Origin of the sequence: Cellulomonas sp. Root137 (assembly GCF_001426725.1) — a bacterium.
In the GTDB taxonomy this organism is placed as follows: Bacteria; Actinomycetota; Actinomycetes; order Actinomycetales; family Cellulomonadaceae; genus Cellulomonas.
Genome location: NZ_LMFG01000001.1, coordinates 1,641,774 through 1,664,358, shown reverse-complemented (window position 1 = coordinate 1,664,358; position 22,585 = coordinate 1,641,774). Strand labels below are relative to the sequence as shown.

The 22,585-nt window shown below is 73.9% G+C and carries 26 protein-coding genes; 8 read left to right on the top strand and 18 right to left on the bottom strand.

The features are described from left to right. Window positions 1–23: 23 nt before the first annotated feature. Both ASD18_RS08030 and ASD18_RS08025 read right to left on the bottom strand, forming a co-directional pair. Window positions 24–752 carry a response regulator transcription factor gene (locus ASD18_RS08030; RefSeq protein ID WP_056089057.1) on the bottom strand — a complete coding sequence of 243 codons (729 nt, stop codon included), beginning with the start codon at window positions 750–752 and terminating at the stop codon, window positions 24–26. Window positions 753–910: 158 nt separating this feature from the next. Then, window positions 911–1,837: a MerR family transcriptional regulator gene (locus ASD18_RS08025; protein ID WP_056089052.1), complete on the bottom strand. Its 927-nt coding sequence runs from the start codon at window positions 1,835–1,837 to the stop codon at window positions 911–913. A gap of 253 nt (window positions 1,838–2,090) precedes the next feature. Between ASD18_RS08025 and ASD18_RS08020 the strand changes: the two genes are divergently transcribed. Further along, window positions 2,091–2,387, top strand: coding sequence for a WhiB family transcriptional regulator (locus ASD18_RS08020; RefSeq protein ID WP_056089049.1), 297 nt, complete (start codon window positions 2,091–2,093; stop codon window positions 2,385–2,387). Window positions 2,388–2,535: 148 nt separating this feature from the next. Here ASD18_RS08020 and groES read toward each other — a convergent pair whose 3' ends face one another. After that, the gene (gene groES, locus ASD18_RS08015) at window positions 2,536–2,832 is read right to left on the bottom strand and encodes a co-chaperone GroES (RefSeq protein ID WP_056089045.1); all 297 of its coding nucleotides are present in this window, start codon (window positions 2,830–2,832) and stop codon (window positions 2,536–2,538) included. A 204-nt stretch (window positions 2,833–3,036) separates the two neighbouring features. Here groES and ASD18_RS08010 point away from each other — a divergent pair, with 204 nt between their 5' ends. The 4 genes from ASD18_RS08010 to ASD18_RS07995 are packed head-to-tail and all read left to right on the top strand — an operon-like array spanning window position 3,037 to window position 6,319. After that, entirely contained in the window at window positions 3,037–4,218 is a 1,182-nt protein-coding gene (locus tag ASD18_RS08010) for a class I SAM-dependent methyltransferase (protein WP_056089043.1), read from the top strand. Then, window positions 4,218–5,366, top strand: a complete 1,149-nt coding sequence (locus tag ASD18_RS08005; protein WP_056089040.1) for a glutamate--cysteine ligase — start codon at window positions 4,218–4,220, stop codon at window positions 5,364–5,366. Before ASD18_RS08010 ends, ASD18_RS08005 begins: the two co-directional genes overlap by 1 nt. A gap of 60 nt (window positions 5,367–5,426) precedes the next feature. Beyond that, on the top strand, window positions 5,427–5,774 hold the full coding sequence (locus ASD18_RS08000; RefSeq protein ID WP_056089035.1) for a PadR family transcriptional regulator: 348 nt from the start codon (window positions 5,427–5,429) through the stop codon (window positions 5,772–5,774). Further along, window positions 5,771–6,319 carry a hypothetical protein gene (locus ASD18_RS07995; protein ID WP_056089032.1) on the top strand — a complete coding sequence of 183 codons (549 nt, stop codon included), beginning with the start codon at window positions 5,771–5,773 and terminating at the stop codon, window positions 6,317–6,319. Before ASD18_RS08000 ends, ASD18_RS07995 begins: the two co-directional genes overlap by 4 nt. On the opposite strand, the gene ASD18_RS07990 is transcribed toward ASD18_RS07995, so the two are convergent. Together ASD18_RS07990 and tsaD are read right to left on the bottom strand one after the other, a co-directional pair. Next, window positions 6,316–6,873 carry a hypothetical protein gene (locus tag ASD18_RS07990; protein WP_156387915.1) on the bottom strand — a complete coding sequence of 186 codons (558 nt, stop codon included), beginning with the start codon at window positions 6,871–6,873 and terminating at the stop codon, window positions 6,316–6,318. The genes ASD18_RS07995 and ASD18_RS07990 overlap by 4 nt on opposite strands. A 92-nt stretch (window positions 6,874–6,965) precedes the next feature. Continuing rightward, window positions 6,966–8,006 carry a tRNA (adenosine(37)-N6)-threonylcarbamoyltransferase complex transferase subunit TsaD gene (gene tsaD / locus ASD18_RS07985; RefSeq protein WP_056089026.1) on the bottom strand — a complete coding sequence of 347 codons (1,041 nt, stop codon included), beginning with the start codon at window positions 8,004–8,006 and terminating at the stop codon, window positions 6,966–6,968. An 87-nt stretch (window positions 8,007–8,093) separates the two neighbouring features. On the opposite strand from tsaD, the gene ASD18_RS07980 reads away from it, so the two are divergent. Continuing rightward, on the top strand, window positions 8,094–8,735 hold the full coding sequence (locus tag ASD18_RS07980) for a malonic semialdehyde reductase (protein ID WP_056089022.1): 642 nt from the start codon (window positions 8,094–8,096) through the stop codon (window positions 8,733–8,735). 9 nt (window positions 8,736–8,744) lie between these two features. On the opposite strand, the gene ASD18_RS07975 is transcribed toward ASD18_RS07980, so the two are convergent. The 7 genes from ASD18_RS07975 to ASD18_RS07945 are packed head-to-tail and all read right to left on the bottom strand — an operon-like array spanning window position 8,745 to window position 14,567. After that, entirely contained in the window at window positions 8,745–9,596 is an 852-nt protein-coding gene (locus ASD18_RS07975; RefSeq protein WP_056089019.1) for a sulfurtransferase, read from the bottom strand. Then, the gene (gene rimI / locus ASD18_RS07970) at window positions 9,593–10,075 is read right to left on the bottom strand and encodes a ribosomal protein S18-alanine N-acetyltransferase (RefSeq protein WP_056089016.1); all 483 of its coding nucleotides are present in this window, start codon (window positions 10,073–10,075) and stop codon (window positions 9,593–9,595) included. Before rimI ends, ASD18_RS07975 begins: the two co-directional genes overlap by 4 nt. Further along, window positions 10,072–10,755, bottom strand: a complete 684-nt coding sequence (gene tsaB, locus ASD18_RS07965; protein WP_056089014.1) for a tRNA (adenosine(37)-N6)-threonylcarbamoyltransferase complex dimerization subunit type 1 TsaB — start codon at window positions 10,753–10,755, stop codon at window positions 10,072–10,074. Before tsaB ends, rimI begins: the two co-directional genes overlap by 4 nt. Before the next feature lie 5 nt (window positions 10,756–10,760). Beyond that, window positions 10,761–11,294, bottom strand: a complete 534-nt coding sequence (tsaE, locus tag ASD18_RS07960) for a tRNA (adenosine(37)-N6)-threonylcarbamoyltransferase complex ATPase subunit type 1 TsaE (protein WP_056089011.1) — start codon at window positions 11,292–11,294, stop codon at window positions 10,761–10,763. Further along, window positions 11,291–12,451 (bottom strand): alanine racemase, encoded by a 1,161-nt coding sequence (gene alr / locus ASD18_RS07955; protein ID WP_369817255.1) that lies wholly within the window; start codon window positions 12,449–12,451, stop codon window positions 11,291–11,293. The genes tsaE and alr overlap by 4 nt, the downstream gene beginning before the upstream one ends. A gap of 23 nt (window positions 12,452–12,474) precedes the next feature. After that, window positions 12,475–13,089 carry a nucleoside/nucleotide kinase family protein gene (locus ASD18_RS07950; protein ID WP_056089008.1) on the bottom strand — a complete coding sequence of 205 codons (615 nt, stop codon included), beginning with the start codon at window positions 13,087–13,089 and terminating at the stop codon, window positions 12,475–12,477. Beyond that, entirely contained in the window at window positions 13,086–14,567 is a 1,482-nt protein-coding gene (locus ASD18_RS07945; RefSeq protein ID WP_156387914.1) for a bifunctional ADP-dependent NAD(P)H-hydrate dehydratase/NAD(P)H-hydrate epimerase, read from the bottom strand. The genes ASD18_RS07950 and ASD18_RS07945 overlap by 4 nt, the downstream gene beginning before the upstream one ends. Window positions 14,568–14,655: 88 nt before the next feature. Here ASD18_RS07945 and ASD18_RS07940 point away from each other — a divergent pair, with 88 nt between their 5' ends. Continuing rightward, complete coding sequence (locus ASD18_RS07940) at window positions 14,656–15,642, top strand: LLM class F420-dependent oxidoreductase (RefSeq protein ID WP_056089002.1); 987 nt, start codon at window positions 14,656–14,658, stop codon at window positions 15,640–15,642. A 4-nt stretch (window positions 15,643–15,646) separates the two neighbouring features. On the opposite strand, the gene ASD18_RS07935 is transcribed toward ASD18_RS07940, so the two are convergent. Both ASD18_RS07935 and glmS read right to left on the bottom strand, forming a co-directional pair. Then, window positions 15,647–16,000 (bottom strand): holo-ACP synthase, encoded by a 354-nt coding sequence (locus ASD18_RS07935; RefSeq protein WP_056088999.1) that lies wholly within the window; start codon window positions 15,998–16,000, stop codon window positions 15,647–15,649. Between the two features lie 18 nt (window positions 16,001–16,018). After that, complete coding sequence (gene glmS / locus ASD18_RS07930) at window positions 16,019–17,875, bottom strand: glutamine--fructose-6-phosphate transaminase (isomerizing) (protein WP_056088995.1); 1,857 nt, start codon at window positions 17,873–17,875, stop codon at window positions 16,019–16,021. Window positions 17,876–17,949: 74 nt separating this feature from the next. Between glmS and coaA the strand changes: the two genes are divergently transcribed. Further along, window positions 17,950–18,900 (top strand): type I pantothenate kinase, encoded by a 951-nt coding sequence (gene coaA / locus ASD18_RS07925; RefSeq protein ID WP_056088993.1) that lies wholly within the window; start codon window positions 17,950–17,952, stop codon window positions 18,898–18,900. A gap of 1 nt (window position 18,901) precedes the next feature. On the opposite strand, the gene ASD18_RS07920 is transcribed toward coaA, so the two are convergent. The 4 genes from ASD18_RS07920 to glmM all read right to left on the bottom strand — a co-directional run bounded on the left by ASD18_RS07920 (window position 18,902) and on the right by glmM (window position 22,522). Further along, complete coding sequence (locus tag ASD18_RS07920; protein ID WP_057210355.1) at window positions 18,902–19,501, bottom strand: hypothetical protein; 600 nt, start codon at window positions 19,499–19,501, stop codon at window positions 18,902–18,904. A gap of 137 nt (window positions 19,502–19,638) precedes the next feature. Then, complete coding sequence (locus ASD18_RS07915) at window positions 19,639–20,340, bottom strand: DedA family protein (protein ID WP_235522291.1); 702 nt, start codon at window positions 20,338–20,340, stop codon at window positions 19,639–19,641. Between the two features lie 167 nt (window positions 20,341–20,507). Next, the gene (locus ASD18_RS07910; RefSeq protein WP_082573665.1) at window positions 20,508–21,173 is read right to left on the bottom strand and encodes a peptide deformylase; all 666 of its coding nucleotides are present in this window, start codon (window positions 21,171–21,173) and stop codon (window positions 20,508–20,510) included. Beyond that, a complete protein-coding gene (gene glmM / locus ASD18_RS07905) occupies window positions 21,173–22,522 on the bottom strand; it encodes a phosphoglucosamine mutase (protein ID WP_056088989.1) in 1,350 nt (449 codons plus the stop codon). The genes ASD18_RS07910 and glmM overlap by 1 nt, the downstream gene beginning before the upstream one ends. Window positions 22,523–22,585 lie beyond the last annotated feature (63 nt).

Sequence of the window (22,585 nt, the reverse complement as noted above, 5' to 3'; positions counted from 1 at the left end):
GCACGCGTGCTGAGGGCCCCGCCCTACTGGATGAGACCCCGCCGCAGGCCGATCGCGACCGCCTGGGCGCGGTCGTTGGCCCCGAGCTTGCGGAACAGCCGGCGCGCGTGGGTCTTCACCGTGTCCTCGGACAGGTAGAGCTCCGCGCCGATCTGCGCGTTCGAGCGTCCGTGGCTCATCCCGGTGAGCACCTCGATCTCGCGCTTGGTCAGCGGCACGCCGGGGATCGCACCCGTCGTCGGCACACCGACCGGTGCGGCGTTGGCGTCGGGAGCGCCGACCGTGGACACCCCGGCCGCGGGCGTGCGCAGGTCGCTGGCGCGGAAGCTGCCCTGGCTGGGCACGTCGACAGGCTGCGTGCGGGGCACGGTCTGTGCGGGCAGCACAGGGCTGGCCAGCACGTGCGCCGCCACGGCGGACAGCTCCGCGCGGCCGACGTCAGGTGCCAGGAACCCGCGGGCGCCGAGCGCGAGCGCCCGGTCGAGCGCCACGCTGTCGTCGGGCAGCGCGAGGAGCACGATGGCAGCGGCGGGCGCGACCGCGCGCAGTCGGCGGATCGCCTCGATGGCACCCGGGGCTGCCAGGTGTGCGTCGAGCAGGACGACCGTCGGCGGCATGCGCCGAGCCAGGCTCAGCAGCTCGTCGACCGACGACGCGGCCCGGACCGGACCGAGCGCGGGCACGCCGATGGAGGTCACGACGAGCCGCTCTCGAACGACCGCCGAGCCGTGAACGACCACGACTCCCGCCATGTTGGTTCCCCTCTCGGGCCCCGAACGGGGCACCTGAGTGCTATCGGCTGATGATCACGCTGAAGTTAGCCGGAGAGACGATCCGTCCCCACGGCGGGAGGGGCTTCGTCCGCCCCTGCGCCGCCTGCGTGGAATGTCTCCCCCACTCGGCCGTGCCGTCAGGGCTCGCCACCCGACGTCGCGACCGCGAACACCTCGTGGAGCAGGCCGGTGAACGTCCGAGCCCGGTGCACGGACCTCCCCAGCGGGACGGCGTCCGCGGCACCGTCCGGGACCATCACGAACTGCGCCAGGTCCGGCTGCTCGGCCGCGAGCCGGTCGACCACCTCGAGGTCGACGTCGACCCGCTGCCCGATCGTCACGACCGCCCTGGCGCGCGTCATGGCGGTGAGCTCGACCGCGTGGTGCGGACCCACCGGCCCCCCGACGATGCGGGCGTCGACCCCCTGCGCCGCGAGCGCGCCCGCGAGGGCGTGGGCGACGAGCGGCCGTGCCTCCCGGGGGGCGACGAGCACGAGGACGACGGGCCGTCGGGTTCCCGTCAGCGGCACCGGGTGCTCGCGCAGGGCGCCGAGGACGCCCGCGTGCACCGCGGCGACCGCGTCGACCCCGGGCGGGTCCACGACCGTGCGGCGGGCGAGGGCCGCGATGACCGGCTCCACCAGGCCCGTCCACCAGAGCGCGACGTCGGCGCCCTGGTCGATCGCCAGCAGCCGCGCGCACCCGACCACGTCACCGGCGAGCGCGGCGTCGACGACCGCGGTCGGCGTGGTCGGCACGTCGTCGTGGGAGTGGGCGGGGCTTCCGGCGGTCACGTCGGTCGCCAGGGCGATCCGCGCCGACTCCGCCGGCGCCACGCCGTCCAGCGTGAGCCGCCGCATGACCAGCAGCCGCTCGACGTCGACCGCGGAGTAGCGCCGGTGCGCCCCCGCGGAGTGCTCGGACGGCCCGAGCCCGTACCGGCGGTCCCAGGTGCGCAACGTCGCAGGTGCGACACCGAGGCGTCGGGCCACCGCGGCGACGGCGAGCGCAGGCGCAGGAGGCACGGCCGGCCCCGCCAGTTCGTCGTCCTCGCGCGTCACCATGGCGCGATTCTGCCAGGCCGACGCGATTCGGCCTCATCGGGCGCGTCGGACCACGACACGCCGACCAGGGACTTCATGCACAATCGCGCCACCAAATCAATGTGCGAACGGGTCTTGAACAACTTCTGGCGCGGTTGTAACGTCCTCTCCAACGCGTCACCCCGGTGGGACACCATCCGGTTCCCGTGTTGACGACTTCCCGGCACAGCCGCCCCGCACGGCGGACTGGGTCGGATCGACTGAGGAGGAACTCATGGCCGAGATCTCGCGCCTTCCCGGACCGGTGATGGACCTGTGGGAGTGGCAGTTCGACGGAGCGTGCCGCGACGAGGACCAGGACCTCTTCTTCCACCCCGAGGGCGAGCGCGGTTCTGCCCGCCGGCGCCGCGCCGAGGCGGCCAAGGCGATCTGCGCCACGTGCCCCGTGATCAAGGAGTGCCTCGAGCAGTCGCTCGCGGTGCGCGAGCCCTACGGCGTGTGGGGCGGGCTCTCCGAGGACGAGCGCTCCGCCGTGCTCGCCCAGCGCGGCCGCGCCAGCCGCGTGGGCTGACCCGACCTGGACGACCAGAGCCCCTCTCCTCGGCGGCACGATCGAGGAGAGGGGCTCTGGTGTGTCCGGCGCCGAACGCGCGAAGGCCCCCCACGGCAGTGCCGTGGGGGGCCTTCGCGGGTGAGCGGGGCGCGTGGCGCCCCTCAGCTCACTTGACGACGATCGCGAGGATGTCGCGCGCGGAGAGGATGAGGTACTCCTCGCCGTCGTACTTGACCTCGGTGCCGCCGTACTTGGAGTAGATCACCTTGTCGCCGACGGCGACGTCGAGCGGGATCCGGTTGCCGTTGTCGTCGACACGGCCGGGTCCGACCGCCTGGACCTCGCCCTCCTGGGGCTTCTCCTTGGCACTGTCCGGGATGACGAGACCGAAAGAGGTCGTCGCCTCTGCCTCGAGCGTCTTGACGACGATCCGGTCCTCGAGGGGCTTGATGGAGACCGACACAGCGGACCTCCCCTTCGCATGTGAGTAGTTCTCTGAGGTACGTGCGCGCTCTCGGACACGTCGTCGCGGGTGCCGTGGCCTGGAGCGCTGCTGGCACACTCACCGGGAGAGTGCCAGCCACTCACTCTAGGAACCGGTTAGCACTCGGTCAAGGCGAGTGCCAACGAGCGGTCCTGGCGAGTCTCTGCGTGCGAGGATCGCCGCATGGATCGCGAGGGCATCGCCCAGCTGCTCAGCCCCGCCGGATGGGCACTGCTGTCCGCGCTGCCGCCCTACGACGAGACCCGCACGCTCGCACTCTCGGAGCGCATGCGCGACGAGGGCATCGATCCGGCGCTCGTCGCCGCGGCGCTCACGCAGTCGCGCCTGCGTGCGAAGGCCGCCGCGAAGTTCGGCACGTTCGCCGACGGCATGCTCTTCACCGCCGCGGGCCTCGAGCAGGCGACGCGGCTCACGGTCGCCGCCCACCACGCGCGCAGGTTCCGCGACGCCGGCAGCACCCGCGTGGCCGACCTGACCACCGGGATCGGTGCGGACGCCATGGCCTTCGCCGGCATCGGCCTGCGGGTGCTGGCCATCGACCTGGACGAGGCGACCGCGGCGATCGCCACCGTGAACCTGCGGCACTTCCCCGACGCCGAGGTACGGCACGGCGACGGGCTCGCTCTCGACCTCGAGGCGGAAGGTGTCGACGGTGTGTACGCCGACCCGGCCCGCCGGACCTCGTCCGGCAGTCGCGTGTTCGACCCGTCCGCCTACGAGCCGTCCCTCGACGCGGTCCTCGCGGTGCGCGAGCGGGTCCCCGCCCTCGGCCTCAAGCTCGGTCCCGGCATCCCGCACACCGCCCTGCCCGACGACGCGCAGGCCCAGTGGGTCTCGGTCGACGGCGACGTGGTCGAGGTCGGCCTCTGGTTCGGCCCGCTCGCGCCCGAGGGACCCGGCCGGTCCGCCCTGGTGCTCCGCGACGGCGAGGCCCACGTCGTGCGCGCCACCACCGATGAGCGCCCGCCCGCCGGGGCGGTCGGCGGCTACCTCTACGAGCCCGACGGCGCCGTCATCCGGGCCGGCCTGGTGGGCGAGATCGCCCAGCAGGTGCAGGGCCGCCTCGTGGACCCCACGATCGCCTACGTGACCTCGGACGCGCTGACTCCTGTGCCCACCGCCACCGCGTACCGCGTGCTCGACACGATGCCGTTCGGTCTCAAGCGGCTCCGGACCTACCTGCGAGGACGTGACGTGGGGAAGCTGACCATCAAGAAGCGCGGGACCGCCGTGGTGCCGGAGCAGCTCCGTCGGCAGCTGGACCTGCGCGGCAGCGCGACCGGGACGATCATCCTCACGCGTGTCGCTGGCAGCCAGCAGGTGCTCGTGGTGGAGCCCGTCTGATGGCCGCGCCGGTGCGGGTGCCGTTCGCGCACTCCGAGCGGTCGAGCGTGGGGATCGAGTGGGAGGTCGCCCTCGTCGACGCCGACTCCGGCGACCTGCGCCAGGCCGCGGAGGCCATCCTGGCGACCGTCCGGCCCACCGACGGCTCCGAGCACCCGCTGATCACGCAGGAGCTGCTGCTCAACACCGTCGAGATCCGCTCCGGCAAGTGCCGCACGATCGCCGGGGCGACGGCCGACCTGCAGCAGGCCCTCGACGAGGTGGAGGCGGCCGCGGCCCCGCTGCGCATCGAGCTCATGGGCGGCGCCACGCACCCCTTCGCCAACTGGGCGCAGCAGAAGGTCACCGACAAGCAGCGGTACGCCACCCTCATCGACCGGACGCAGTGGTGGGGCCGGCAGATGCTCATCTACGGGGTGCACGTGCACGTCGGCATCGAGGACCGGGACAAGGTGCTGCCCATCGCCCGGGCGATGCTCAGCGTCTTCGCGCACATCCTGTCGCTGTCGGCGTCGTCCCCGTTCTGGGGCGGCAAGGACACCGGCTACGCGTCCAACCGCGCCCTGCTGTTCCAGCAGCTGCCCACCGCGGGCCTGCCGTTCGCGTTCGAGGACTGGTCGCAGCTGGAGCAGTACGTGGGCGACATGCTGCACACCGGCGTCATCGACCAGTTCGACGAGATCCGGTGGGACGTCCGCCCGTCGCCGCGGTTCGGCACCCTGGAGATGCGGATCGCCGACGGCGCCTCCAACCTCCTCGAGGTCGCCGCGATCTCCGCGCTGACCCACTGCTTCGTCGAGCACTTCTCGTCGATGCTGGACCGCGGGGAGAGCCTGCCGACGCTGCCGCCGTGGTTCGCGCAGGAGAACAAGTGGCGCTCCGCCCGGTACGGCATGGACGCCATCATCATCACGAACGCCGCCGGCGACGAGGAGCTGGTCACGGACTCGATCGGCCGCTGGCTCGTCGAGCTGGCCCCCGTCGCCGAACGCCTCGGGTGCGCCGCCGAGCTCGAGCAGGTGCGCGTGATCCTGCGCCGCGGCGCGTCGTACCAGCGGCAGCGCGCGGTCGCCCGGCGGCACGCGGGCGAGCTGGACGCCGTCGTGCGCTCCCTCGTCGCCGAGCTCAAGGCCGGTCGCCCGCTCTAGGCGGAACTGGGTCACGCCCGCTACTTGTCAATACCAACTACTAGGCATAGCGTGGGCGCCATGGACGAGCCCCGCGATCCCCAGCTCCTCAAGGGCGTGCTCCCGATGCTCGTGCTCGCGCTCCTGACCGAGCGCGAGTCCTACGGGTACGAGCTGGTCACCCGCCTGCACGAGGCCGGGCTCGACGACCTCGGCGCCGGGACGCTGTACCCGGTGCTCAACCGCCTCGAGCGCGACGGGCAGATCTCGTCGCGCCTCGTCGCCTCCAGCGCGGGTCCCGCCCGCAAGTACTACCTGCCCACCGACACCGGAGCGGAGCAGCTCTGGAGCACCGCCCGGGCGTGGCAGCAGCTGGCCGTCACGGTCGACGGACTGCTCGCCCGCGCCACCTCGAAGGAGCCCTCATGAGCACGTCCCTGCGCGACACCCTCGTCCGTGAGCGCTACCTCCTGCGGTTCGACTGGGCCATGCAGGACTTCCCGAAGCACAAGACGGTCGTGCGCGAGCTCCGCACGGAGCTCACCGCGGCCGCGTCCGAGGTGGGCATGCGGCAGGCCGTCGCGGACCTGGGTCACCCGCGGGTGCTCGCGGACGGCTACCTCAGCGAGCTGGGCCGGCCCGTCCCGCGGTGGACCACCGGCGCCGTCTGGGGCGGTCTCGCCGTCGGCGCGGTCGTCTACCTGGTGATGGCCTACACGTTCGGGACGCTCGACACGCTCGAGCAGCTGGGCGGCGGGACGATCGAGCGCGAGTTCCTGGGCGCGACGGCCGTCTTCACCAGCGCCGACGGCGGCATCTCGGCGGGCACCACGCTCACGTGGCAGGCGCTCGTGTTCTACGCCCTCGTGTTCACCGTGCCGTTCCTGCTGGGCGCCCGCGTGTGGCGGGTGTGGAGCCGGCCGGCCCACGCGCGCAGCCCTCGCAGGACGGCACCCACGACGACGGCCGCCTAGCTCCCGTCGGCGACGATCAGCTCGTCGGCCATGCCCGCGGCGTAGTGGTGCGGCAGGTTGCAGACGACCTCGTACCGTCCGGCCGGCAGGTCGAGCGTGACCCAGCCGACGGAGCCGGAGGGCAGACCGTCGCCCGCACCCTCGGCGCACGGCGCCGACGCCTCGCCCAGGCTGCCGGTCTCGTCCACGGAGCCGTCGGCGCCCTGCGGCAGCTCGCCGACGGACGCACCGGGGGCCAGCGGCAGCACGACGAGCTCGTGGGTGCGCAGCCCCATGTTCCGGGCGACCAGCGTCACCGTTCCCGCCTCGACGGACGCGGGGACGACCCGGAGCATCGCCCTGCCGCCGTGCATCCGGCGGACCATGCCACCGTCGCCGAGCATGACCGCGACGGTCGCTCCCGAGGGGTCGACGGTCGGCGTGCACGCCGAGCGGACGACGCCGGCACCGCGACCGTGCATCATGCCGGGCCCGGCCTGCTGCTGGTTCACCGTCACGCAGCCCGTCAGCACCGCCGCCGAGGCCACCGCCACCAGGACTCGTCCAGCTCGCACCACACCCACCGCCTCCGGACCGGCGCCGCGCGGCGCGCGACCCCTTCCTCATGGCACGCCGGAGCGTCCCGGCACGACAGGGCAGAAGGTCCTCAGACCAGCACCTGGGTGAGCGGCATCGAGGAGTCGACGGGCAGGTCGAGCGACGACGGCGGCAGCCCGCGGCGCACCACCGCCGAGCCGAGCGCGGCGATCATCGCGCCGTTGTCCGTGCAGTAGCGGATGGGCGGGATGCGCAGCTCGATGCCGGCCTCCGCGCAGCGCTTGGCGGCCATGTCCCGCAGCTGGGAGTTGGCGGAGAACCCTCCGCCGACCACCAGGGTGTCCACGCCGTGCGCACGGCAGGCGGCGATCGTCTTGGCGGTCAGCACGTCGGCCACGGCCTCGGCGAACGACGCGGCGACGTCCGGGAGCGGGACCTCCTCGCCGGCGTCCTGCCGGGCCTCCACCCAGCGCGCGACGGCGGTCTTCAGGCCGGAGAACGAGAAGTCGGCGGCGTGCGCGGCCTGGTCCTTGGCGGCGGTGAGCCCCCGCGGGAAGCGGATCGCGGCCGGGTTCCCCTCGCGGGCCAGCCGGTCGATGTGCGGGCCTCCCGGGTACGGCAGGCCGAGCAGGCGGCCCACCTTGTCGAACGCCTCCCCCGCCGCGTCGTCGAGCGTCGAGCCGAGCTCGGTGACGTGCACGGTGTCGTCGAGCAGCAGCAGCGACGAGTGGCCGCCCGAGACGACGAGCGCCATGACGCGCTCGGGGAACGCGCCGTCCACCAGCTCGTCCACGACGGCGTGCCCGATCACGTGGTTGACACCGTAGAGCGGCTTGCCCAGCGCGAGCGCGAGCGCCTTGGCCGCGGAGGCGCCCACGGTGAGGGGTCCGACGAGGCCGGGGCCGGCGGTGACCGCGATGGCGTCGACCGCGCCGAGCGAGACGTCCGCCGTGGCCAGCGCCCGCTCGATCGTCGGCACCATGGCCTCGAGGTGGGCCCGCGACGCGATCTCGGGGATGATCCCGCCGAACCGCGCGTGCTCGTCCACCGAGCTGGCGACGGCGTCGACCAGCAGGTCGTAGCCGCGCACGAGAGCCACGCCGGTCTCGTCGCAGGACGTCTCGATCCCGAGCACGAGGGGGTCAGCCATGCGGACCAGGATAGGTGGCCGCGACGTGGTGACGACCGCCACACCGTCGCCCGGAACAACCCAGGGTAGTTGACGCTTCAACCGTGCATGACCACTGACACCACCGTCCTGGACGGCCTCGACTTCCCCACCTCCGGTCTGGCCGTCGGCGACGACGTCGCGGACCTCCTGTTCCGCGAGGCCCGCACGGCCGCCGCGTTCACCCACGACGAGGTCAGCGACGAGCAGATCGCCGCGGTGTACGACCTGGTCAAGTGGGGCCCGACCGCCCTCAACACGGTCCCCCTGCGCCTGCTCGTCGTCCGCACGCCCGACGCCCGCCGGCGCCTCGCCGCGCACATGAACGAGGGCAACCGCGACCGCGTGCTCGAGGCCCCCGTCACGCTCGTCCTCGCCGCCGACACCGGCTTCCACGCGCACATCCCGACGCTCGCGCCGCACATGGCCGCCCTCGCCGACGCGCTCGAGGGCCAGCCCGAGCAGCGCGAGTCGATGGCCCGCATGAACGCCCTCATCCAGGCCGGCTACCTGATCGTCGGCCTGCGCGCCGCGGGCCTGGCCGCCGGCCCCATGGGCGGCATGGACGCCCAGGGCATCGACGCCGACTTCTTCGCGGAGAACGGCTGGAAGTCGCTCCTCGTCGTCAACGTCGGGCACGTCGAGGGTGCCGGCACGCACTACCCGCGCGCCGAGCGCCTGAGCTACGCGCAGGCGTCGCTCACCGTCTGACGGACCTGCTCAGGAGGCCGCGATCCCCTCGGGGGTCGCGGCCTTCCCCGTCTCCACCGGGCGGGCGGGGTCGTTCGACCACTGCGACCACGAGCCCGGGTACAGCGCCGCCTCCACGCCGATCGAGGCGAGTGCGGCGACCTCGTGCGCCGCGGTGACGCCGGACCCGCAGTACACGGCGACCGGACCCTGCACGCCGGCGAACCGCGCCCGCAGCTCCTCGTCGGGCAGGAACGACCCGTCGGCGCCGACGTTCCCGGCGGTGGGCACGGAGACCGCTCCGGGGATGTGGCCCGCACGCGGGTCGACGGGCTCGACCTCACCGGCGTACCGCTCGGCCGCGCGGGCGTCGAGCAGGGAGCCGGTCCAGGCGGCGGCCTCGTCGGCGTCGATCGTCGGCAGCGCTCCGGGGACCAGCACCACGTCCCCCGGCTCCGGCGTCACCGACCCGGCCTCGAGCGCGAACCCCGCCGCGGTCCACGCCGCGAGCCCGCCGTCGAGCAGCCGCACGTCCCGCACGCCGGCCCAGCGCAGCAGCCACCAGACGCGCGCCGCCGACATCCCGCCCACGGCGTCGTAGGCCACCACCGACCGCTCGCCCGAGACGCCCCAGCGCCGCGCATCCGCCTCGAACGCGGCGAGGTCGGGCAGCGGGTGCCGGCCGTCCCGCGGGGTCGGCGGCGCGGCCAGCTCGGTGTCCAGGTCCACGAAGACCGCCCCGGGAAGGTGGCCCGCGAGGTACTGCTCGTGGCCGTCCGTCTGGCCCAGCGCCCAGCGCACGTCGAGCAGCACGGGGGGCTCGTCGCCCGCCAGCACCGCCGCGAGCGCCTCGGCCTCCACGATGACCGCGTCCCTCGTCATGCAGGTCCCCCCTCGTCGTGGCGCAGCGCCAGGCGCATGGTCCACGCGTCGATATTGCCTGGCTGGTAGTACGCCCGGCGCATCCCGAGCTTCTCGAATCCCACGCTCTCGTACAGGTGGATGGCGGGGTCGTTGTCCACGCGCACCTCGAGCAGCACGACGGCCGCACCGAGCGTCCGGGCGCGGTCCAGGAGGTTCTCCAGCATCCGTCGCCCCAGCCCGCGCCCCTGGAACCGCGCGTCGGTGCCGATGGTCATCACCTGCGCGTCGAACCCGTCGAACCACAGACCCGCGTACCCGACCAGCTCGCCGTCGACGACCGCGCCGACGTACCAGCGCCCGGGCCCGCCGATCTCGGAGGCGAGGCTCTCGGGCGACCACGCGGCTGCCTCGAAGAGCTCGACCTCCATGCGCACGAGGGCCGGCAGGTCCGCCGGGCGCAGGGCGCGCACGACGACGCCGCGCGGCTGCTCCGTCATCCGAGCACGCGCTTGCGGGCCGCCTGCGGCACGGCGTCGGGGCGGCGCAGGTAGAGGGGCTCGGTGCCGAGCTCCTGGCCGGCCGCCGTCCGTGCCAGCGCCAGCCGCGCGAGCTCCGCGGGGTCGGGGTCGAGCGCGCCCACCGTCGGGCCACCGCGCAGGACGTCGGGGTAGAGCAGCGCCCCGCGGCCGATCGCCACGGCGCCGGCGGTGCGCGGGTCGGCGGCGACGTCGGCGGCCGCGGCGACCTCGGGGCCGGCCAGCACCTCGATCTCCCCCGGCGCGACCAGCCGGTACAGCGCCCAGTAGACCTCGCGGCGCCGGGCGTCCGTGGCGACGAGCACCTCCGTGCCGGCCGGCAGCACGCGGGACGCCTGGAGCGCGACCGCATCGAGGCTCGGGACGCCGTGCACGGGGATGCCGAGAGCGAGCGCGAGCGTGCGGGCGGTGACCAGCCCCACTCGCAGCCCGGTGAACGGGGCGGGTCCGGTGCCGACGACCACGGAGGTGAGCTCGCGGCGGTCCACACCGGCCTCCGCGAGGACGTCCGCGATCATCGGGGCCAGCAGCTCGGCGTGGTGCCGCTGCTGCGCGTCGGAGCGCGCGGCGAGCACCACGCCGGAGTCGTCGGTCAGGGCCACCGCGACGGCGGCGGACGTGTCGAGCGCGAGGACGGGCACGGCGCTCAGCCTGCCACCGGGTCGGCGTCGGGCAGCGCGACGTCCGCCCAGCGTGCACCCACGGCGCGCACGGTGACCACGCGCTCGCCCGCGGCGGCGTCGGCGAGGTCGTCGTCGGTCAGCGCACCACCGCGAGGGCGAGCCAGGACGACCTCGAGGCGGTCCTGCGCGAGCGACTCCACCCAGCCCTCGCCCCACTCGACCACGGTCACGGCCTCCTCCAGGCTCGCGTCGAGGTCGAGGGCGTCCACCTCCTCCAGCGAGCCGAGCCGGTACGCGTCGACGTGCACGAGCGTCGGACCGGTCGAGCCGTCCTCGCGCGGGACCGGCGGGTGCTCGCGGGCGATGATGAACGTCGGCGACGCCACCTGCCCGCGCACGTGCAGCCCGGCCCCGATCCCCTGCGTCAGGGTCGTCTTGCCGGCCCCGAGGTCGCCCGTGAGCACCACCAGGTCGCCGGCCCGCAGCACGCCCGCGAGCGCGCGTCCGTACGCCCGGGTGGCGTCGGCGTCGGGAAGCCGGACGGTCACCGCGGTCATGCCGGGAGCTCGCTGTCGACGTGCACCCGCGGCACGCGCGCGCCGACCCGCGTGACGATCTCGTAGGAGATGGTCCCCGCGACGCGCGCCCAGTCCTCTGCGGTCGGTCCGCCGTCGCGTCCGGTGCCGAACAGCTCGACGCGGTCCCCCGCGTGCTCCGTGGCGCCCGGGCCCAGGTCGAGCACCACCTGGTCCATGCAGACCCGGCCGGCCACGCCGAGCGTGCGACCGCCCACCCGCACGGGTCCGCCGGGCCGCTCCTGCGTGCCGGACGCGTGCCGCGGGATGCCGTCCGCGTACCCGAGGGGCACGAGGCCGAGCACGGTGTCCGTCGGCGTCTCGTACAGGTGCGCGTAGGAGACGCCCTGCCCGGCCGGGACGTGCTTGACGTTCGCGAGCTCGGCCTCCAGCGTCATCGCGGGCACGAGCCCGAAGTCGTCGGGGCCCCCGAGCTGCGGCACCGGCGACAGGCCGTAGACGGCGATCCCCGGCCGCACCAGGTCGTAGTGCGCCGCGGGCGTGGTCAGCGTCGCCGCCGAGTTGGCCAGGTGCCGCACCTCGAGGGCGATGCCCGCCCCCTCGACCGTCTCGAGGGTCTCCGCGAACACCTCGGCCTGGAGCTTGACGGTCGGGTGCTCGGGCTCGTCGGCGAACGCGAAGTGGCTCCAGAGCCCGACCACCTCGAGGGCCCCCTCCGCCCGCAGGCGCAGGACCTCGGGGAGGAGCTCGGCCAGGTCGCCCAGCGTCAGCCCGTTCCGGCCGAGGCCGGTGTCGACCTTGAGGTGGGCCCGCGCGGTCCGACCCGACGCCCGCGCCGCGGCGGCGAGCTCAGCCAGGGCCCACGGCGCCGAGACCGAGACGTCGATGTCGGCGTCGACCGCCTCGCGCAGGGGGGCGCCGGGTGCGTACAGCCACGTGAGGACCCGCGCGTCGGCGATCCCCCCGCGTCGCAGGGCCAGGGCCTCGTCCACCTGCGCGGCGCCGAGCCACGTGGCGCCTCCGGCCAGGGCTGCGGTCGCGGTGGGCAGGAGACCGTGCCCGTAGCCGTCCGCCTTGACGACGGCCATCACCTGGGCGGTCGGTGCGTGGGCGGCCAGTGACCGGACGTTGGCGCGGACGGCCGCGAGGTCGACGACAGCGCGTGCGGGATAGCTCACGGCGACCAGTCTCGCACCGTCCGTCAGGCGGGACGGACGATCACGTCGGCACGCGCGGCGGTCGCCGCGACGAGCTGGGCGTTCCGCTCGTCGGGACCGTGCGACCAGGCGCGGGCCGCCTCCGGGGACTTGCCGAACGCCTCGTGCCGGGCCACCAGCCGGTCCAGCCGGAGTCCGTCGTCGGGCGCCAGGAACCACGTCTCGTCGAGCAGGTCCGCCACCGGGCCGAACCCGTGGTCGTCGAGCAGCAGGTAGTTCCCCTCCACCACCACGAGCCGGACCTCGGGAGGGACCGCGATGGCGCCCGCCACCGGGTTGCGCAGGTCGCGGCGGTACTCGGGTGCGTAGACGGTCCGCTCCGGGTCCCGCAGGCGGGTCAGCAGCGCGACGAAGCCGTCCGCGTCGAACGTGTCCGGTGCTCCCTTGCGGTCCGCCCGGCCGATGCGCTCGAGCTCCGTCTGCGCCAGGTGGAACCCGTCCATCGGCACGGCGACCGCGGAGCGCCCGACCGCGTCGACCACGTCCGCGGCCACCGTCGACTTCCCTGCGCCGGGCGCCCCGACGATGCCGAGGAGCCGGCGCGGACCGCTCGCCAGCAGCGCGTCCACGCGGGCGCGGAGATCGGGGGTCAGGGTCATGCGTCGAGCAGCTCGGCGATCGTGCCGGGCAGCGCGTCCGCGACCTCGCGCGCGGAGACCGGGCCGCCCGGGGTGGCGCGGTGGGCCGCCCGACCGTGCACCAGCGCGGCCGTGGCGGCGAGCGCGGCGGCGAGCGAGGGGTCGTCGTGCACGTCGTCCACCCGGCCTGCCAGCAGGGCCCCCAGCAGGCCCGCCAGCACGTCGCCGGCGCCCGCCGTCGCCAGCCACGCCGGGGCGTCGGCCTGGGCGTAGGCGGCGCCCTGCGCCCCCGCGACGACGGTCACCGGACCCTTGAGCAGGACCGTGGCCCCCGTGAGCTCGTGGGCCCGCCGTGCCCAGCGCAGCGGCTCGGCCTCGACCGCGCGCCGGTCGACGTCCTCACCCCGCTGGCTCAGCACGCGCGCCAGCTCGCCCGCGTGCGGCGTGAGCACCGCGTGCGGGCCGACGCGCGCCGGGAGCAGCTCCAGGGCGCCGGCGTCGACCACCGCGGCCTCCCCGCGCTCCAGCACGTGCTCGAACGCGTACTCGATGCGGCGTCGCTGCCCGGCGTCGTCCGGCGAGACCCCCGGCCCGAACACCCACGCCTGCACCCGCCCGTGGCCGACGACGACCTCCGGGTGGGCCGCCACGACCGCGTCCCCGGCGTCGCCCAGGTACCGCACCATCCCGACGCCCGCACGGACCGCCGCACCCGTGGTGAGGACCGCAGCCCCCTGGTACGCCCGGGAGCCCGCCACCACGCCCAGGACGCCGCGCGTGTACTTGTGCGCGTCCGGCGCCGGCACGGGCCAGAGGTCGGCGACGTCGGACGGTTCGAGCCGGACCACCTCGGGGGCACCGGCCGGCTCGAGGCCGAGGTCGACCAGCACGACCCGTCCCGCGGCGCGCCCGCCCGGCGGCAGCAGGAGCCCGGGCTTGGCGACGCCGAACGTCACCGTGAGGTCGGCGTCCAGCACCACCCCGTCGCGACGTCCGTCGTCCACACCGAGGCCCGACGGCACGTCCACGGCCACGACGTACGGACGGCCCCGCGCCACGATCTCCTCGACCAGGGCGCCCGCTGCCCCGCGCAGCCCGGACCCGTCGGTGCCGATGCCGAGGATGCCGTCCAGCAGCAGGTCGGCGGCCGACGCCGCTGCGGCGGCCTCCTCGGCGCGCAGCACCCGTCCCCCCGCCCGGAGCAGCGCGTCCAGCCCGCCCTCGTGCACGCGCGCGCCGGTGAGCACCGCCCGGACGTCGACGCCGCGGCGGGCGAGCAGCGCCCCCGCGTACAGGGCGTCGCCCCCGTTGTTGCCGGAACCGACGAGCACCACCACCCGCGCGCCCGCCACGGCGCCGCGGAGCTCCCGCAGAGCCGCGACCACGTGGACGTGCAGGGCGAACGCGGCCCGCTCCATCAGCGGGACGCCGGCAGCCAGCAGGGGCTCCTCGGCGGCACGCACCTGCGCGGAGGTCCAGGTCTGCAGCACGTCTCCCATCCTGGCGGGTCAGGCGGGCGGCTGTCCGATCGGATCGATTCGAGCGATCACGCGGCACCGGTGCTCGTGCGCAGGTAACGTGCCGAGCATGCGCTTCGGACTCTTCATCCCCCAGGGCTGGCGGCAGGACCTCACCGGCATCGACCCCCGCGACCACTGGCAGACCATGAGCGGCCTGGCCGACCACGCGGACCAGGGCGACACCTACGACTCGATCTGGGTCTACGACCACTTCCACTCGGTCCCCGAGCCCAACGGCGAGGCCACCCACGAGGCCTGGAGCCTCATCAACGCGTTCGCCGCCACCACCAGCCGCGTCCGGCTGGGCCAGATGTGCACCTGCATGGCGTACCGGAACCCGGCGTACCTGGCCAAGGTGGCCACCACGGCCGACATCATCTCGGGCGGCCGCGTGGAGATGGGCATCGGCGCCGGCTGGTACGAGCACGAGTGGCTCGCGTACGGGTACGGGTTCCCGTCCGCCGGCACCCGGATCGCGATGCTCGACGAGGGCGTGCAGATCTTCAAGCAGATGTGGACCAACGGCACCGCCACCCTCGACGGCGAGCACTACAAGGTCGACGGCGCGCAGCTGTCCCCGCTCCCCCTGCAGGTGGACGGCCCTCCCCTGTGGATCGCCGGCGGCGGCGAGAAGAAGACGCTGCGCATCGCGGCCGAGCACGCGCAGTACACCAACTTCGCGGGCGCCCCGGAGGCCTTCGCGCACAAGTCCGAGATCCTGCGCGGCCACTGCGAGGCCATCGGCCGGCCGTTCGAGGAGATCACCCGGTCCGCCAACTACAACGTGGTCATCGGGTCCACGCAGGCCGAGGTCGACGACCGCATCGCCTGGGTCGAGGAGCACCTGAGCAACACCGTCCCCGCCAAGGCGGCCGAGGTCGCGGAGGACTTCCGCCACGGCACCCTGGTGGGCACCCCGGAGCAGATCGTCGAGAAGCTGCAGGGCCTGGAGAAGCTCGGCATGACCTACGCGATCACGTACTTCGCCGAGGCGGCCTACGACCGCTCGGGCATCGAGCTGTTCGAGAACGAGGTCGCCCCCGCGCTGCGCTGACGCGTCAGTCGCGCTCGGCGACGACCACGGCGGAGGCGATGCCCGCGTCGTGGGAGATGGACAGGTGGAACCGGTCCACGCCGAGCGCGGCCGCCGCGGCGGCGACCGTGCCCACCACCTCGACCACCGGCTGCGCGCCGGCGGTCCGGCGCACGGTCGCGTCCTGCCAGCTCATCCCCGCCGGGGCGCCCAGCGCCTTGGCGATCGCCTCCTTGGCCGCGAACCGCGCGGCCAAGGAGGTCTCCGGCATCTGCCGCTCCTCGGGCGTGAACAGCCGGTCGCGCAGCGCAGGCACCCGGTGCAGGGTGTCGACGAACCGCGCGACGTCGACGACGTCGATCCCGACGCCGATGATCACGCGGCGCTCACGCGGTGATCACTCGACCGTGACGGACTTCGCGAGGTTGCGCGGCTGGTCGACGTCGAGCCCCTTGGCGGTGGCCAGCTCGCACGCGAAGATCTGCAGCGGCACCACGGCGAGCAGCGGGGCGAGCAGGGTGGGCGACTGCGGCACGTAGAACACCTCGTCCGCGTACGGCAGCACGTCCGTGTCTCCGTCCTCCGCAATGACGAGGGTGCGCGCACCCCGCGCGCGGATCTCCTGGATGTTGGAGACCACCTTGGAGTGCAGCGAGTCGCGGCCGCGCGGCGAGGGCACGATGACGAACACCGGCTGCCCCTCCTCGATCAGCGCGATCGGGCCGTGCTTGAGCTCCCCGGCGGCGAACCCCTCGGCGTGGATGTAGGCGAGCTCCTTGAGCTTGAGCGCGCCCTCCATGGCCACCGGGAACCCGACGTGGCGGCCCAGGAACAGGACCGAGCTGGTGTCCACCATCGACCGCGCGGTCTGGCGCACGCGGTCCGCCCGGTCGAGCACCTGCTGGATCTTGTCCGGCATGGCGCGCAGCTCGGTGAGGATCTCCCCGACCTCGTCGGCGTACTTGTTCCCCCGCAGCTGCGCCAGGTACAGGCCCAGCAGGTACGCGGCGGTGATCTGGGCGAGGAACGCCTTGGTGGACGCCACCGCGATCTCCGGCCCGGCGTGCGTGTAGAGGACCGCGTCCGCCTCGCGCGGGATGGTCGAGCCGTGCGTGTTCACCAGCGCGAGCACCTTGGCGCCCTGCTCACGCGCGTGCCGGACGGCCATCAGGGTGTCCATGGTCTCGCCGGACTGCGACACGGCGACCACGAGCGTCCGCTCGTTGACCACCGGGTCGCGGTACCGGAACTCATGCGCCAGCTCGACCTCGACGGGGATCCGGCACCAGTGCTCGATCGCGTACTTGGCCACGTGCCCGGCGTACGCCGCGGTGCCGCACGCGACGACGACGATCTTGTCGACCGACCGGAGCACCGACTCGTCGATCCGCACCTCGTCGAGGACCAGGCGCCCGTGGGCGTCGGTCCGGCCCAGCAGGGTGTCCGCGACGGCGTGCGGCTGGTCGTGGATCTCCTTGTCCATGAAGGAGGCGAAGCCACCCTTCTCGGCGGCAGCGGCGTCCCAGTCGACCGTGTACCGACGCGCCTCCGCGGGCAGCCCGTCGAAGCCCGTGACCGTGACGGTGTCCGGCGTGATGGTCACCACCTGGTCCTGGCCGAGCTCCAGGGCCTCCTTCGTGTGCGAGATGAACGCCGCCACGTCGGATCCCAGGAAGTTCTCGCCCTGGCCGATCCCGACGACCAGCGGGGAGTCGTGCCGGGCGCCCACCACGAGGCCGGGGGCGTCCTCGTGCACGGCCAGCAGCGTGAACGTGCCGTGCAGCGAACGGGCGACCTCGGTCATCGCTGCCGTGAGGTCCCCGGTCGACTCGTAGGCGCGCGCGATGAGCTGCGCGGCGACCTCGGTGTCGGTCTCGGAGACGAACTCGACGCCGTCCGCCACCAACCCGGCCTTGAGGGAGGCGAAGTTCTCCACGATGCCGTTGTGGATCACCGCGAGCTTGCCGGCCACGTGCGGGTGCGCGTTCACGTCGGTCGGTCCGCCGTGCGTCGCCCACCGGGTGTGCCCGATGGCGGCGGTCGACTCCGGGAGCGGACGCAGGTCGAGCTCCTCGACGAGGTTGGCCAGCTTGCCGGCCTTCTTCGCGGTCGAGAGCCTCCCGTCCGGACTGACGAGCGCGACGCCCGCCGAGTCGTACCCGCGGTACTCGAGCCTCCGCAGGCCCTCCAGCACGACGTCCAGCGGATGATCGCTGGCTACCTGGCTACCGACGTAACCGACGATTCCACACATGGCGGGGAGTCTACCGGGGTGCTCGGGGGTCCTCCGGTGCGCCGCGTTCCCCGCGCTCAGGCACAATCGTCCTCGTGCCACCGTCGCTGACCCCGGCCACGCCCTACGTCGACCTGGACCGCGACGCCTGGACGCGGCTCTCCGCGTCCACCCCGCTGCCCCTGACCGACGCGGACGTGGAGCGCCTCGCCGGTCTCGGCGACCCGATCGACCTGGCCGAGGTCGACGCGATCTACCGGCCGATCTCCCGTCTGCTCGACCTGCACATCGAGGCCACCCGCGGCCTGCACGCGGCGTCGAGCACGTTCCTGCGCGAGGACGTCGGCGGGACCCCGTTCGTCATCGGCGTCGCCGGCTCCGTGGCGGTCGGCAAGTCGACCACGGCCCGCCTGCTGCGCGAGCTCCTCGCCCGGTGGCCCGCGACCCCGCGCGTCCAGCTGATCACCACCGACGGCTTCCTCTACCCCAACGCGGAGCTGGAACGTCGCGGGCTGATGGACCGCAAGGGCTTCCCGGAGTCGTACGACCGTCGGGCCCTCCTGCGGTTCGTCTCCAAGGTCAAGGCCGGTCGCCCCGAGGTCCGGGTACCCGTGTACGACCACCTGACCTACGACATCCTCCCGGGGCGCGAGATCGTGGTGAACCGCCCCGACGTGCTCATCGTGGAGGGGCTCAACGTCCTGCAGCCCGCCCGGCCCACCGCCGAGGGCACCTCGAACCTCGCGGTGAGCGACTTCTTCGACTTCTCGATCTACGTCGACGCGCGCACGAGCGACGTGCGGCGCTGGTACGTGGACCGCTTCCTGGCGCTCCGGCAGACCGCGTTCGCCCGGCCGGAGTCGTACTTCCACCGGTACGCGGCGCTGAGCGACCTCGAGGCCATCGAGCTCGCCGAGGGGATCTGGGACTCCATCAACGAGCCCAACCTCGTGCAGAACATCCTGCCCACCCGCAGCCGGGCGACCCTGGTGCTCACCAAGGGGCGCGACCACTCGGTGGAGCGGGTCCGGCTCCGCAAGCTCTAGCTCAGGGGCTCGTCGTGGCCTCGTCCGCGGGCGCGATGAGCCGCACGGGGTACTGCTCGCTGTCGGTCTCCTCGAGGGCGTCGAGCGCGTCCGCCACCGCCGGCTCCGGGGAGCCGCAGCGGTCCGTCGGCCACACCGGCCGGATGGCGCGACCGAGGGCGTCGACGAGCCACAGGGCCGGCGGGACCACCGCAGCCGTGCTGCACGTGCCACCCCGGGGGGCCGACGGGCGTCGCAGCGCGGCGACGAGCGGGTCGAGGTCGCCCTCGCGCCAGCTCGCGGTCAGGGCGACCCAGGTCCCGGACGAGTCGTGCAGGGTGCCGCCCGGCGAGCACACGACGACGCTCGCCGCGCGGAAGTCGTCGGGGACACGCCCTGTGTCAGGAGCGTCGGCGTGCGGCGTGCCGGTCTCGGCCGACTCCCCGGCCGACACGAGACCCAGGTCGGCGAGCACCCGCGCCGACAGGCAGTCCGCGGCGGGGGCGACGACGGCGGTCGGCGAGTCGGCGGCGGGCTCGGGCGCGCTGCACGACGACGCCAGACCCGCCACCAGGGCTGCAGGCAGCACGAGGCCGACGGCCCACCGCGCGCGCCTGCTCATCTCGCCCCCTGCCTGCTCTGCCCATGCCTGAGGACACCCCCGGGGGTGTCGACAGGCTCGGGAGCGCCGACAGCGACGTCGGCACAGTCAGAGAGTAAGCACAGTCATGGGGCAAATGACCGGGTGAGACCGGATCGTTAGGCGGCGGGGTCGGATCGTGAGCGTCCTGTGACCGGAGGGGCCGACTCGGTCTCCCGCACGGTGTCCTCGACGGTCGGACGGAGCTCCGACGTCGGCGCCGGCGTGACGGCGCGCTGCCCGGTGAACCGGCGCAGGATCCAGTCGACGACGAGGCCGATCACCAGGCCGCCGACGACTCCGACGGCCACCGCGGCGATCGTGTTGTCGTGCAACCAGGCGCCCGCGCCGATGCCGATGAGCGACGAGTAGGCGCCCCACGTCAGGGCCGCGATGGCGGTGAGCCCCATGAACCGGCGGCGGCTGTACTTGACGGCGCCCGCGGTCATGTTGACGGCCACGCGGCCCACCGGGATGTAGCGGGCGGCGATGATGAAGGCGGCGCCGCGGTTGGCCAGGGCGTTCTCCGCCCAGTCGACGGCCGCCCGCCCGCGGGTGGTGCGCAGCAACCGCAGCTCCCGCACCTTGACCTTGGTACCGATCTGGTAGGCGATCTGGTCACCGGTCCACGCGCCGGCGGCCGCCACGAGCATGATCATCGGCAGGTTCGGCGTGCCCTCGGCCATCGAGACCACCGACAGGGCGATCACGATGGACTCGCTGGGGATCGGGGGGAAGAAGCCGTCGATCGTGGCGAACAGGTAGAGCACGACGAAGATCCACGGGGAACCTACGAGGGCCAGGGCCCACCCCTCCAGCACGTGACATCAGCTCCTGCGTCGTGCACCGGCGGCGATCCGCCCGGTGTCGTGCCTCCACGGTAAGTGTCGCCCCTGCCCGGACGACATAGGGGTGACCCCCGGTTCATCCCTGGTGCAGCCCCTATTCCTCCCGGGGTCGGACCCGGGGTCCCCCCTCGGGCCCTTGTTCAGGACAGGGGGAACGAGAGAGCACGGGCGGCCGCCTCGGGACTGGGCTCCGCCGACCACCGGGCGCCGAACTCGTCGGTCGCCGCGAGCGAGCGCAGCTCCGCGCGATCCAGGTACAGCGTCCCGCCCAGGTGGTCGGTCTCGTGCTGCACGATCCGCGCGGACCAGCCCTCGACCACCTCGTCGACCGCGGTGCCGTGCTCGTCCGCTCCGGTCAGGTGCACGCGCCGCGCGCGGGCGACCACCGCCTGGTAGCCGACGACGCTGAGGCAGCCCTCGTAGAACGAGACGCGGTCCTCGTCCAGCGGCGTGTACCGCGGGTTCACCAGGACCCGGAACGGCAGCGGCTCGCGCTCCCGGACCTCCGCGTGCTCCGGCGAGATGGAGCCCGGGTCCTCGAGCACGGCGAGGGCCAACGGCAGACCGAGCTGCGGCGCCGCGAGGCCGACCCCGGGGGCCGCGCGCATCGTCCGGTGCATGACGTCGACGAGCACGGCCAGCTCCTCGTCGGACAGCTGGCCGTCGTACGGCGTCGACACCGCGCGCAGGGCCGGGTGCCCCGCCTGCACGATGGGCGCCACCCCCTCGGGCGAGCGGGTGCCCGACTCGATGATCCAGAGCGCGACGTCGCGCAGCGCCTGGTCCCACTCGGGGCCGGACGGCACTAGAGGGCCAGCCGGTGCTGGACGACGTCAGCGAGCTCGCGCGCGACGCGGTCCGCCTCGGACTGCGTGCCGGCCTCGACCATCACGCGGACGAGGTCCTCGGTGCCCGACGACCGCAGCAGCACCCGCCCGGTCTGGCCGAGGCCCTCCTCGGCGGAACGCACCGCGTCGAGGAGCCGCTCGTCGGTGCCGGCGCGCCGCTTGTCGACACCGGGGACGTTCACCAGCGTCTGCGGCAGCCGCCGGACCACGCCCGCCAGGTCGGCGATGGTCGCCCCCGTCGCCGCCACCCGGGCGGCCAGCTGCAAGGCCGTCAGGACGCCGTCGCCGGTGGTCGCGTGCGCCGCCATGATGATGTGCCCGGACTGCTCGCCGCCGAGGGAGTAGTTCCCGGCACGCATCGCCTCGAGCACGTACCGGTCGCCCACCGCGGTGTCGATCGTGGCGATCCCCGCCTCGCTCATCGCGATCTTGAGCCCCAGGTTGCTCATCACCGTGGTGACCAGGGTGTTCGCCACCAGGTCGCCCCGGTCGCGCATGGCGATCGCGAGGATCCCCATGATCTGGTCGCCGTCCACCAGGTTGCCCGCGGCGTCGACCGCCAGGCACCGGTCCGCGTCCCCGTCGAACGCGACCCCGAGGTCCGCCTCCGAGGCCACGACCGCGGCCTGAAGCTGCTCGGGGTGCGTCGATCCGCACTTCTCGTTGATGTTGCGACCGTCGGGCGAGGCGTTGATGACGACGACGTCGGCGCCGGCCGCCCGGAGCGTCGCCGGTCCGACCTCGCTCGCGGCGCCGTTCGCGCAGTCGACCGCGATGCGCAGCCCCGTGAGGGGGACGTCGATCGTGCCGACGAGATGCTCGATGTACTGCTCGCCCGCGCGCCCGGTGTCGACGCGGATGCGCCCGACGTCCCCGCCGAGCGGCCGCTCCCAGTGCTCACCCATGCGCGCCTCGATGGCGGCCTCGAGCTCGTCGTCGAGCTTGTGCCCGCCGCGCGCCAGGAACTTGATCCCGTTGTCGGGCATCGGGTTGTGCGACGCCGAGAGCACCACGCCGATGTCGACGCCGAGCTCCGCGGTGAGGAAGGCGACCGCGGGCGTCGGCAGCACGCCGACGTTGTTGACGTCCACGCCGGCCGAGGCCAGCCCGGCGGACACGGCGGCCGCGAGGAACTCCCCCGACGCGCGGCTGTCACGCCCGACGATCGCGCGGGGCCGGTGCCCCTCGAACTGGCCGAGCGAACCCAGCACGTGCGCGGCCGCGACCGAGAGGTCGAGCGCGAGCTCGGCGGTCACGTCCCGGTTGGCGAGCCCACGCACGCCGTCGGTCCCGAACAGTCGGCCCATGGTCAGACTCCTTCGTCCTGGCGGCACGGCGCTGCTGATGCATGCCCCACGCGCCCGCCCTCG